The organism is Enterobacter sp. K16B, from assembly GCF_020216105.1.
Taxonomy (GTDB): domain Bacteria; phylum Pseudomonadota; class Gammaproteobacteria; order Enterobacterales; family Enterobacteriaceae; genus Enterobacter; species Enterobacter sichuanensis.
The window spans coordinates 1-12,322 of sequence record NZ_JAIWJZ010000095.1 but is presented as its reverse complement, the minus strand read 5'-3'; the positions used below and the strand labels follow the sequence as shown (position 1 = coordinate 12,322).

The 12,322-nt window shown below is 54.1% G+C and carries 10 protein-coding genes; all 10 read right to left on the bottom strand.

Going from position 1 to position 12,322, the window contains the following annotated elements:
• Positions 1-37: 37 nt before the first annotated feature.
• Positions 38-1,933 carry a DEAD/DEAH family ATP-dependent RNA helicase gene (locus LDK53_RS17155; protein ID WP_025756718.1) on the bottom strand — a complete coding sequence of 632 codons (1,896 nt, stop codon included), beginning with the start codon at positions 1,931-1,933 and terminating at the stop codon, positions 38-40.
• Positions 1,926-2,006 (bottom strand): protein YrbN, encoded by an 81-nt coding sequence (gene yrbN, locus LDK53_RS23070; RefSeq protein WP_100122156.1) that lies wholly within the window; start codon positions 2,004-2,006, stop codon positions 1,926-1,928. The genes LDK53_RS17155 and yrbN overlap by 8 nt, the downstream gene beginning before the upstream one ends.
• 107 nt (positions 2,007-2,113) lie before the next feature.
• A complete protein-coding gene (nlpI, locus tag LDK53_RS17145; protein ID WP_225287651.1) occupies positions 2,114-2,998 on the bottom strand; it encodes a lipoprotein NlpI in 885 nt (294 codons plus the stop codon).
• A gap of 108 nt (positions 2,999-3,106) precedes the next feature.
• On the bottom strand, positions 3,107-5,245 hold the full coding sequence (gene pnp, locus LDK53_RS17140) for a polyribonucleotide nucleotidyltransferase (protein ID WP_025756716.1): 2,139 nt from the start codon (positions 5,243-5,245) through the stop codon (positions 3,107-3,109).
• 242 nt (positions 5,246-5,487) lie between these two features.
• The gene (rpsO, locus tag LDK53_RS17135; protein WP_003861789.1) at positions 5,488-5,757 is read right to left on the bottom strand and encodes a 30S ribosomal protein S15; all 270 of its coding nucleotides are present in this window, start codon (positions 5,755-5,757) and stop codon (positions 5,488-5,490) included.
• A gap of 154 nt (positions 5,758-5,911) precedes the next feature.
• Complete coding sequence (gene truB, locus LDK53_RS17130; RefSeq protein ID WP_025756715.1) at positions 5,912-6,862, bottom strand: tRNA pseudouridine(55) synthase TruB; 951 nt, start codon at positions 6,860-6,862, stop codon at positions 5,912-5,914.
• Entirely contained in the window at positions 6,862-7,266 is a 405-nt protein-coding gene (gene rbfA, locus LDK53_RS17125; protein WP_003024988.1) for a 30S ribosome-binding factor RbfA, read from the bottom strand. Before rbfA ends, truB begins: the two co-directional genes overlap by 1 nt.
• 102 nt (positions 7,267-7,368) lie before the next feature.
• Positions 7,369-10,059 carry a translation initiation factor IF-2 gene (gene infB, locus LDK53_RS17120; RefSeq protein WP_025756714.1) on the bottom strand — a complete coding sequence of 897 codons (2,691 nt, stop codon included), beginning with the start codon at positions 10,057-10,059 and terminating at the stop codon, positions 7,369-7,371.
• Positions 10,060-10,083: 24 nt separating this feature from the next.
• Positions 10,084-11,586: a transcription termination factor NusA gene (gene nusA, locus LDK53_RS17115; protein WP_003861798.1), complete on the bottom strand. Its 1,503-nt coding sequence runs from the start codon at positions 11,584-11,586 to the stop codon at positions 10,084-10,086.
• A 28-nt stretch (positions 11,587-11,614) separates the two neighbouring features.
• Positions 11,615-12,067, bottom strand: a complete 453-nt coding sequence (gene rimP / locus LDK53_RS17110; protein WP_014833432.1) for a ribosome maturation factor RimP — start codon at positions 12,065-12,067, stop codon at positions 11,615-11,617.
• Between the last annotated feature and the right edge of the window lie 255 nt (positions 12,068-12,322).

Here is a 12,322-nt window from a genome sequence, read left to right as displayed (position 1 = left end):
GGGCTGTATATTTTACTTTACGTCAGAAGTGCAAGGCTTACGCGTCACCGAAACGACGACGGCTGGTGCCTTCTTCACGACGTGGGCCACGGTTTTCGCGACGCTCGCCGGAGAAACGACGACCTTCACCACCGCGACCTTCGCTGCGACCACCTTCACGACGCTCGCCACCGAAACCGCGACCACCGCCACGACGTTCGCCGCCACGGTCAGGACGTGGCTGTGCATCGCCCAGCAGCTGCATGTTCATCGGCTTGTTCAGGATGCGAGTACGCGTAAAGTGCTGCAGTACTTCACCCGGCATGCCTTTTGGCAGCTCAATGGTAGAGTGGGATGCGAACAGCTTGATGTTACCGATATAACGGCTGCTGATGTCGCCTTCGTTGGCGATCGCGCCAACGATGTGACGCACTTCAACGCCATCATCACGGCCCACTTCAATGCGGTACAGCTCCATATCACCCGCATCGCGACGTTCACGACGTGGACGGTCTTCACCACCACGCTCTGGACGGTCGCCACGTGGGCCACGATCGTTACGGTCGCCACGACGTTCGAAACGATCGTCACGGTCACGGAATTCACGCTTAGGACGCATCGGCGCATCTGGCGGCACGATCAGGCTACGTTCGCCCTGCGCCATTTTCAGCAGTGCTGCAGCCAGGGTTTCCATGTCCAGCTCTTCGCCTTCAGCAACAGGCTGGATCTGGGACAGCAGCGCACGGTACTGATCCAGATCGCTGCTTTCCAGCTGCTGCTGGACTTTCGCGGCGAACTTTTCCAGACGGCGTTTGCCCAGCAGCTCTGCGTTTGGCAGATCGGCTTCTGGGATGGTCAGCTTCATGGTGCGTTCGATATTACGCAGCAGACGACGCTCGCGGTTCTCAACGAACAGCAGCGCACGGCCCGCACGACCCGCACGACCGGTACGACCGATACGGTGAACGTAAGACTCGGAATCCATCGGGATGTCGTAGTTAACCACCAGGCTGATACGCTCAACGTCCAGGCCACGTGCTGCCACGTCAGTTGCAATCAGGATATCCAGACGACCGTCTTTCAGACGCTCCAGCGTCTGCTCACGCAGGGCCTGGTTCATGTCGCCGTTCAGCGCTGCGCTGTTGTAGCCGCTACGCTCCAGGGCTTCAGCCACTTCCAGGGTCGCGTTTTTGGTACGAACGAAGATGATTGCCGCATCAAAATCTTCCGCTTCCAGGAAGCGAACCAGCGCTTCGTTTTTACGCATGCCGTACACAGACCAGTAGCTCTGGCTGATGTCCGGGCGAGTCGTCACGCTGGACTGAATACGCACTTCCTGCGGCTCTTTCATGAAGCGGCGGGTAATGCGACGGATAGCTTCAGGCATGGTGGCAGAGAACAGCGCGGTCTGATGACCGTCCGGGATCTGCGCCATGATAGTTTCGACGTCTTCGATGAAGCCCATACGCAGCATTTCATCGGCTTCGTCCAGTACCAGACCGCTCAGTTTAGAGAGATCCAGCGTACCGCGCTTCAGGTGATCCAGCAGACGGCCCGGCGTACCGACAACAATCTGTGGGCCCTGGCGCAGGGCGCGTAACTGCACGTCATAACGCTGGCCGCCGTACAGGGCTACCACGTTTACGCCGCGCATATGTTTAGAGAATTCCGTCATGGCTTCAGCAACCTGAACAGCCAGTTCACGGGTTGGAGCCAGGACGAGGATCTGCGGTGCACGCAGGTCCGGATCAATGTTGTTCAGCAGCGGCAGCGAGAACGCTGCAGTTTTACCGCTACCAGTCTGGGCCATGCCCAGCACGTCACGACCAGAAAGCAGGTGTGGGATACACTCAGCCTGGATCGGAGATGGTTTTTCGTAACCCAGATCGTTAAGGGCTTCAAGGATAGGAGCCTTCAGGCCCAGATCTGCAAAAGTGGTTTCGAATTCAGCCATGTAGTACGAGTGCCTCAATGTCAATGGCGGCCAGTCTACTTAGCTCATCGTGAAAATGATTAGCAATTTTCATTGAAAAGTGTGAACCGGCTCAAAGTAGGTGTATTGACGAACAACAACGCCCTCACCAGTTAAGGTGATGGCAATCAAAAGATTACGGGCTGATGTTTATGTCGTCAGCTATTGCTGGTCCGATTCTGCCAGGTCGTCTTGCTCCTGGCCCAAGAGCGATAATTCCAACAATGCATAACGGTGCTCAACGAAGTTGTGTACGTTGTTAGCAACCGCTAATTTGAACAGTGCCGTAGCGCTGTCCTTATCCCCCAGACTTAGGTAGTACTTACCTAAATAGAAGTTGGTTTCACTGAGATGCTCAGCGGGCGAGGTGTTATCCGTTGCGTCCGCCTTGAGGCGTTCCATCAGCGTTGCTTCGCTAATGTTGCCCAGGTAGAACTCGACAATGTTCCATCCCCACTGTTCCTTGTCCGATTTATCGAAGCGCTGTTTCAGTGCCTCTTTTGCCTGCTTCTCATCGAGCTTCTGCTCAACGATGTAAAGCCACAGGCTACGGAAAGGATCATTAGGATCGTCTTGATAAAACGCCAGCAGATCATCTTGCGCTAACTTATCACGACCGCCGTAATACAATGCGATACCGCGATTCAAGTGCGCGTAGTTGTAAGTTGGATCAAGCTCAAGTACAGAATCAAACGCTTCATAGGCAGCATCAAAATTGCCTGCCTGCGTTAAATAAATGCCTAAGTAATTGAATACTTCAGGCATATCAGGTCGGATAGCCAGCGCTTGTGAAAAATCATTCCGCGCTAATGCCCTCAGACCAAGACTATCATACAACACTCCGCGCTCATATAAAAGCTGTGCGCGTTCGTCATCGGTTAAAGCCCGACTGGCAAGTATTTGTTCCATGCGTGCCAGAATCACTTCCTGCTGCAAAGTCGGTTGCAATGGCACTGCGAGGACTTCGCTCTTACCCCAGGCAGAGTTGCTGCATCCTGCCAGCGTTAAAGCTGTCGCAACGAAACACCAGCGCAAAAAAGGCTTCATTTCCCACTCCCGAAGACAACTATTGGATGAACGTCCTGTCCCCCGGCGGCTTAACAAGGCGTCCTGCCTGATACCAGGCCCTCCGCGAAGCGGAGGGCAAATCGCAACTTACTCGCCTTGCTGTTCTGCAGCCTGTGCTTCAGGCGCAGCAGCTGGCTGAGACTGCTCAGTTGCTTCTTTAATGCTCAGACGGATACGGCCCTGGCGATCAACTTCCAGAACTTTAACCGGTACTTCCTGACCCATCTGCAGGTAATCGGTCACTTTCTCAACGCGCTTGTCAGCGATCTGAGAGATGTGAACCAGACCTTCTTTACCGCCACCGATGGCAACAAATGCGCCAAAGTCAACGATACGGGTCACTTTACCACTGTAGATACGGCCCACTTCGATTTCTGCGGTGATCTCTTCGATACGACGGATCGCGAATTTCGCTTTCTCGCCGTCGGTTGCTGCAATTTTCACAGTACCGTCATCTTCGATTTCGATCGTGGTGCCTGTCTCTTCGGTCAGCGCACGGATAACGGAACCGCCCTTACCGATAACATCTTTGATCTTGTCTGGATTGATCTTGATGGTGTGAATGCGCGGAGCGAATTCAGAGATATCACCACGCGGCGCGTTAATCGCCTGTTCCATCACGCTCAGGATGTGCAGACGTGCACCTTTAGCCTGGTTCAGAGCAACCTGCATGATCTCTTTGGTGATACCTTCAATTTTGATATCCATCTGCAGCGCAGAGATACCGTCGCGGGAACCCGCCACTTTGAAGTCCATATCGCCCAGGTGGTCTTCGTCGCCCAGAATGTCAGACAGAACAACATAGTTGTCGCCTTCTTTCACCAGACCCATTGCGATACCCGCAACGGCGGCTTTGATTGGCACGCCTGCATCCATCAGCGCCAGAGAGGCACCACATACGGAAGCCATAGAAGAAGAACCGTTGGATTCGGTGATTTCAGAAACCACACGGACGGTGTACGGGAATTTGTCCGCATCTGGCATCACAGCCAGCACGCCGCGCTTCGCCAGACGACCGTGACCAATTTCACGACGCTTCGGCGAGCCAACCATACCGGTTTCACCAACGGAGTACGGAGGGAAGTTATAGTGGAACAGGAAGCTGTCAGTGCGCTCGCCCATCAGTTCGTCGATGATCTGTGCGTCACGTGCAGTACCCAGCGTCGCAGTTACCAGCGCCTGCGTTTCACCACGGGTGAACAGCGCAGAACCGTGAGTACGTGGCAGCACGCCAGTACGCACATCCAGACCACGGATCATGTCTTTTTCACGGCCATCGATGCGTGGCTCACCTGCCAGCACGCGGCTACGCACCACGTTTTTCTCGATGGCATGCAGAATTTCGCTCAGCTCGTTAGCATCCAGCGTTTCGTCTTCAGCAACCAGCGTGGCGATGGTTTCGTCTTTGATCACGTCAACCTGAGCATAACGCTCCTGTTTGTCAGTGATACGGTAAGCATCGCTCAGGCGAGATTCTGCCAGTGCAGCAACGCGTGCGTTCAGCGCGTCGTTTGCTGCTTCAGGCTGCCAGTCCCAACGTGGCTTACCGGCTTCTTTCACCAGTTCGTTGATGTTCTGGATAACAACCTGCTGCTGATCGTGGCCGAAGACCACAGCGCCCAGCATCTGGTCTTCGCTCAGCAGTTCAGCTTCGGATTCAACCATCAGCACAGCGGCTTCAGTACCGGCAACCACCAGGTCCAGCTTGCTCTCTTTCAGCTCTTCCTGAGTCGGGTTCAGTACGTACTGGTCGTTGATGTAACCCACGCGCGCCGCACCGATTGGGCCATTGAATGGAATACCAGACAGTGACAGGGCAGCAGATGCACCGATCATCGCAACGATGTCCGGGTTAACCTGTGGGTTAACGGACACAACGGTCGCGATAACCTGAACTTCGTTAACGAAGCCTTCCGGGAACAGCGGACGAACCGGGCGGTCAATCAGACGCGCGATCAGGGTTTCGCCTTCGCTTGGACGGCCTTCACGACGGAAGAAGCCACCCGGGATTTTACCGGCAGCGTAAGTACGCTCCTGGTAGTTAACGGTCAGTGGGAAGAAGTCCTGACCTGGTTTAGCTTTTTTCTGACCCACAACGGTAACGAATACCGCGGTGTCATCCATGCTTACCATAACGGCAGCAGTAGCCTGACGAGCCATCATACCGGTTTCCAGCGTGACGGTATGTTGACCATACTGGAATTTACGAACGATCGGATTCAGCAAAATTCTGTCCTTTCTTAAATGTTTGACAGCACACCACCGGTGTGCTGTCGATTTGACCCGACCTTCTTCGCATCCTCGCGACTAATGACAACCAACACCCCCATGGGTGAAGCCTCTCATTAGCCGCGCGAACCTCTGCAATGAAGATCATTTATAGCAACAATACAATAGTTTCCAGTGAATTGCTGCCGTCTGGTTGAAAAAAGGGGCCATCAGGCCCCCTTTTCTGAAACTCGCAAGACTTAGCGACGCAGACCCAGACGCTCGATCAGCGCGGTGTAGCGTGCAACATCTTTACGTTTCAGGTAGTCGAGCAGTTTACGACGCTGAGAAACCATACGCAGCAGACCACGACGGCTGTGGTGATCTTTTTTGTGCTCTGCAAAGTGACCCTGCAGGTGGTTAATCTGTGCAGTCAGCAGTGCAACCTGAACTTCGGTAGAACCGCTGTCGTTAGTACCACGACCAAACTCAGAAACGATTTTAGCTTTAGCTTCAACGCTTAGAGACATTTTCAAACTCCAAAGTATAAAGAATGTAAGGGTGCCGATCTCTAATTCAGCGACCCCATGTACGCCTCGCGGATTGTTAAACAATTCACCAGGCGTTAAGCGGCGATATTCTACTCGTCTCCCCTGCTTATCGCAAGGTGAGCCGTTATCGCCGTCACGCGTCGACCGGATATTCGACGACCAGACGACGCGGCGCAACGCGCCCTTCGCCATCCATTTCGCCCATTCCGATGAACTTACCGTCGTCACCTTCAGTCACGCGAACCAGCCCTTCCTGCGGCGCTTGCGCCGTACGAACCGGGTTGCCGTTCTTAAAGTAAACGGACGATGTTAAAGGAAGATTAACCACCGGGAAATCCGCTGCCGGGCTATCCATCGGCATCAGCAGAGGATCGAGCAAATCGGCCGGCGCTATCCCCTGCGCGTGTGCCTGTTCAACCAGCGCGTGCAGCTGTTCCAGGGTCACCATCCGCTCAACCGGGTATTTACTGACCGCCAGGCGACGCAGGTAGATCACATGCGCGCCACACCCCAGCTTCTCGCCCAGGTCATCGATGATGGTACGAATATAGGTGCCTTTCGAACAGTGTACTTCCAGTTCCAGCTCATCACCTTCGTGGCGAATAAAGAGCAGCTCATACACGGTGATCGGACGGGCTTCACGCGGGACGTCGATGCCCTGGCGCGCATATTCGTAGAGTTTTTTTCCCTGATATTTCAGCGCTGAATACATCGATGGCACCTGCATCGTGTCCCCGCGGAAGCTCTCCAGGGCAGCATCAAGCTGTTCCGCACTGAACGTCACCGGGCGCTCTTCGACCACCTGGCCATCGGCATCGGAGGTATCCGTGCGCTGGCCCAGTTTAGCGATAACGCGGTAACGTTTATCGGAGTCGAGCAGGTACTGGGAAAACTTTGTCGCCTCTCCCAGGCAGACCGGCAGCATGCCGGTTGCCAGCGGATCGAGCGCGCCAGTGTGGCCCGCACGGTTGGCGTTGTAAATGCGCTTCACTTTTTGCAGCACGTCGTTGCTGGAAGCGCCCTGGGGTTTATCCAGCAGCAGCACACCATGCACGTCGCGACCACGACGACGAGGACGACTCATCAGTCCTCCTTGCTGTCGTCCGCCGGGTTAACACGACGCTCGTCGTCATGTTTCACCACGCTGGTCACCAGGTTGGACATACGCATCCCTTCAACCAGCGAGTTGTCGTAGAAGAAGGTCAGTTCTGGAACGATACGCAGACGCATTGCTTTGCCGAGCAGAGAGCGGATGAAACCTGACGCTTCCTGCAGCGCTTTAATGCCGTTTTTCACTGCCGCTTCGTCCTGGTCGTTCAGGAAAGTGACAAACACCTTGGCATAGGCCAGGTCGCGGGACATTTCTACACCCGACACGGTGGTCATCATGCCGACGCGGGGGTCTTTAATTTCACGTTGCAGAATGAGGGCGATCTCTTTCTGCATTTCCTGCGCGACGCGCTGTGGGCGACCAAACTCTTTCGCCATAATAAATTCTCCAGACAAAAAAGGGGCATTCAAGCCCCTTTTGAAATAGTTGCCGGGTGGCGCTTCGCTTACCCGGCCTACAATCAGCAATCTTAACGAAGATTAAGCGATGGTACGCTGGATTTCGATGATCTCGAACACTTCGATCATATCGCCTACGCGAACGTCGTTGTAGTTCTTCACGCCGATACCACATTCCATGCCGTTACGGACTTCGTTAACGTCATCTTTGAAGCGGCGCAGGGATTCCAGCTCGCCTTCATAGATAACCACGTTATCGCGCAGAACGCGAATTGGGTTGTGACGTTTGATGGTCCCTTCGGTAACCATACAGCCCGCGATTGCACCGAATTTCGGTGATTTGAAGACGTCACGTACTTCAGCCAGACCGATGATCTGCTGTTTCAGCTCAGGCGACAGCATACCGCTCATCGCTGCTTTCACTTCGTCGATCAGGTTATAGATGACGGAGTAGTAACGCAGATCCAGGCTTTCTGCTTCGATCACGCGGCGAGCAGAAGCATCAGCACGCACGTTGAAGCCAACCAGGATGGCGTTGGATGCAGCAGCCAGGGTAGCGTCGGTTTCAGTGATACCACCGACACCAGAACCGATGATCTTCACTTTCACTTCGTCAGTCGACAGTTTCAGTAAGGAGTCGGAGATCGCTTCCACAGAGCCCTGAACGTCAGCTTTCAGTACGACGTTCACTTCGTGAACTTCGCCTTCAGCCATGTTCGCGAACATGTTCTCGAGTTTAGATTTCTGCTGACGAGCCAGTTTAACTTCACGGAATTTGCCCTGACGATACAGTGCAACTTCACGCGCTTTCTTCTCGTCACGCACAACGGTCACTTCGTCACCCGCAGCCGGCACACCGGACAGGCCAAGGATTTCCACTGGAATGGACGGACCGGCTTCCAGCACTTCCTGACCCAGTTCGTTACGCATCGCACGCACGCGACCGTATTCGAAACCACACAGAACGATATCGCCTTTATGCAGGGTACCTTCACGAACCAGAACGGTAGCAACCGGGCCACGGCCTTTGTCCAGGAAGGATTCGATAACCGCACCGCTCGCCATACCGTTACGGATGGCTTTCAGCTCCAGAACTTCAGCCTGCAGCAGGATCGCATCCAGCAGATCGTCGATACCGGTACCCGCTTTCGCAGACACGTGTACGAACTGGCTTTCGCCGCCCCACTCTTCCGGCAGGATGCCGTACTGGGACAGTTCGTTTTTAACACGATCCGGATCCGCTTCTGGTTTATCGATCTTGTTGACTGCAACCACAACCGGCACACCCGCCGCTTTCGCGTGCTGGATAGCTTCGATGGTCTGTGGCATCACGCCGTCGTCTGCAGCAACAACCAGAACAACGATATCCGTCGCCTGCGCACCACGAGCACGCATTGAGGTAAACGCGGCGTGGCCTGGGGTATCCAGGAAGGTGATCATGCCGTTGTCAGTTTCTACGTGGTATGCACCGATGTGCTGGGTAATACCACCCGCTTCACCGGAGGCCACTTTCGTCGAACGAATGTAGTCGAGCAGAGAGGTTTTACCGTGGTCAACGTGACCCATGATGGTCACAACCGGTGCGCGCGGTTCTGCCGCAGCCCCCGTATCACGGTCGCTCATTACTGCTTCTTCCAGTTCGTTTTCACGACGCAGGATAACTTTGTGGCCCATCTCTTCAGCAACCAGCTGTGCGGTTTCCTGGTCGATCACCTGGTTGATGGTCGCCATAGCGCCCAGTTTCATCATCGCTTTGATGACCTGAGAACCTTTTACCGCCATTTTGTTTGCCAGTTCGCCAACGGTGATGGTTTCGCCGATCACAACGTCACGGTTAACCGCCTGAGCTGGCTTCTGGAAGCCCTGCTGCAGAGAAGAACCTTTACGCTGTTTACCACCTTTACCGCCACGCACGGCTGCACGCGCTTCTTCACGGTCAGCTTTAGACTCAGCGTGTTTGTTGCCTTTCTTCGCCGGACGCGCCGCTTTCGCATTGCGACCACGGCCACGACCACCTTCTACTTCACGGTCGTTGTCATCTTCAGCCTGACGCGCATGCTGAGAAGTGGTCACGTGATAGTCGCTGGTATCTTCAGACTGCTCAGCGGTATCAACACCGTTCTTCTCGTTTTCTTCTGCCATACGGCGCGCTTCTTCAGCCACACGACGTGCTTCTTCTTCCAGCTTGCGGCGGGCTTCTTCTTCCGCTTTACGCTTCAGCTCGGCAGCTTCATTTTCACGGCGGGCTTTTTCAGCCTGGGCGGTTTTGGTCATTTCGTCTGTCTGTTGATTGCTCACTTTGTCTTTTTCCGCAGCGTCACGCTTCACTTTATCACTTGCGTCGCGTTTCGCTTTTTCTGCGGCCTCACGTTCAGCTTTTAATTCTGCCTCACGTTTGGCGGTTGCTTCCGCTTCACGCTGAGCTTGTTCTTCCGCTTCACGCTGTGCCTGCTCTTCCGCGGCAAGACGTTCTGCCTCTTGCGGATCACGTTTTACAAAGGTGCGCGTCTTGCGGACTTCAATTTGTACCGATTTACTTTTGCCACCGGTACCAGGGATATTCAACGTGCTACGCGTTTTGCGCTGCAGCGTCAGCTTGTCAGGCGTAGAGCCGTGTTCACGGTTCAGGTGCGTTAACAAGGTTTGTTTTTCTTGCGCGGTCACCGAGTCATCAGCGGACTTCGGGATCCCTGCATCAGCAAATTGCTGTACCAGGCGGTCCACGGAGGTCTGAATCTCGGCAGCCAGCGATTTTACAGTTACATCAGTCATGCTGTTCCTTCCTGCTACAGTTTATTACGCTTCGTCGCCGAACCAGCAAATATTACGTGCGGCCATGATGAGCTCGCCGGCTTTCTCGTCGGTTAAACCTTCGATATCAGCCAGGTCATCAACGCCTTGCTCGGCGAGATCTTCCAGCGTACAAACACCACGGGCAGCCAGCTTGAACGCAATCGCACGATCAAGACCTTCCAGATTCAGCAGGTCATCAGCCGGCTTTTTATCGCCAAGGCTTTCTTCCTGAGCCAGTGCCAGGGTGGTCAGTGCGTTTTTAGCGCGTTCACGCAGGGCTTCAACGGTTGGTTCATCCAGACCGTCGATTTCCAGCAGCTCTTTCATTGGCACATAGGCCAGTTCTTCCAGCGTAGAGAAACCTTCTTCAACCAGAACAGTGGCGAAATCTTCGTCAATATCCAGGTATTTAGTGAAGGTATCGATCGCCGCATGGGCTTCAGCCTGATGCTTAGCCTGCAGGTCATCAACGGTCATCACGTTGAGTTCCCAGCCGCTCAGCTGTGACGCCAGACGTACGTTCTGACCGTTACGGCCGATTGCCTGCGCCAGGTTGCCCGCTTCAACAGCGATATCCATAGTGTGTTTGTCTTCGTCAACAACGATAGACGCCACATCAGCTGGAGCCATTGCGTTGATCACGAACTGCGCCGGGTTGTCATCCCACAGAACGATATCAATACGTTCGCCGCCCAGCTCAGTAGAGACTGCCTGGACACGCGCACCACGCATACCGACGCAAGCACCGACCGGGTCGATACGCTTGTCGTTGGTTTTCACCGCAATTTTCGCGCGGGAGCCCGGATCGCGAGCCGCCGCTTTAATTTCGATAACTTCTTCACCGATTTCCGGTACTTCGATACGGAACAGTTCAACCAGCATTTCTGGTTTAGAACGGGTCACGAACAGTTGCGCACCGCGCGCTTCTGGACGGACAGCGTACAGAACACCACGGATACGGTCGCCTGGACGGAAGTTTTCACGCGGCAGCATATCTTCACGCAGGATCACGGCTTCAGCGTTACCCGGCAACCCTTCGGATTTGATCTCCAGGGAGATGTTGTCGCGGTTCACTTTTTTCACCACGCCGGTGATGATTTCGCCTTCCTGATCGCGGAACTGATCGACAACCAGCGCGCGCTCGGCTTCGCGCACTTTCTGCACAATAACCTGCTTGGCGGTCTGGGTGGTGATACGGTCGAAGGTCACAGATTCGATCTGATCTTCAACGTAGTCACCCACGTTCAGACTCTCGTCTTCAAAACGTGCTGCTTCCAGCGTGATCTCTTTGGTCGGCTGGGTCACTTCTTCAACGATTACCCAACGACGGAATGTATCGAAGTCACCGCTTTTACGATCGATTTCTACGCGAACATCGATCTCTTGCTCGTATTTTTTCTTGGTTGCTGTAGCCAGTGCACTTTCCAGCGCTTCGAAAATCTTCTCACGCGGCAGTGATTTCTCGTTGGAGACGGCTTCAACAACAGCCAAAATTTCTTTGTTCATCGCGGGCTTTTCACCTCAATCCAGACTGTTAAAAGTGGGGAACCAGGTTCGCCTTCTGGATATTACTCAGCGCGAACACTTCATCTTTGCCTTCGACTGTCACCGTGATCATCTCACCATCAACGGCTTTGATAATTCCCTGCCATTTACGGCGGTTCTGTACGGCCATACGCAGAACGAGAGCCACTTCTTCACCGGTAAAGCGCACATAGTGCTCGGCCGTGAACATCGGGCGATCGAGGCCAGGTGAGGAAACTTCCAGGTTGTACGCAACGGTAATCGGATCTTCAACATCAAGAACCGCACTCACCTGGTGGCTGACATCAGCACAATCATCAACATTGATGCCATCTTCACTATCAATATAGATGCGCAGCGTCGATGTACGGCCGCGAACGAATTCGATGCCGACCAGTTCGTAGCCCAGTGCTTCGACCGGTGCAGTAATCATCTCTGTTAATTTTTGCTCTAATGTGGACAAGCCCACCCCCAAGACATAAAAAAAGGGCGTAAAGCCCAGTTATTCTGTAGTCAGATAACAAAAAACCCCGATAAATCGGGGCTTTAGATAACTGAACCCTATAGCCACAACTGTGGCCTGGAGCACTCTCCGAAAGAAATTTTTCAAATCCAGCTACGAAGGCTCTAAGTCTTCACAGTATATTTGAAAAAGAACTTTATGGGAAAGTGGTTGCGGGGGCCGGATTTGAACCGACGACCTTCGGGTTATGAGCCC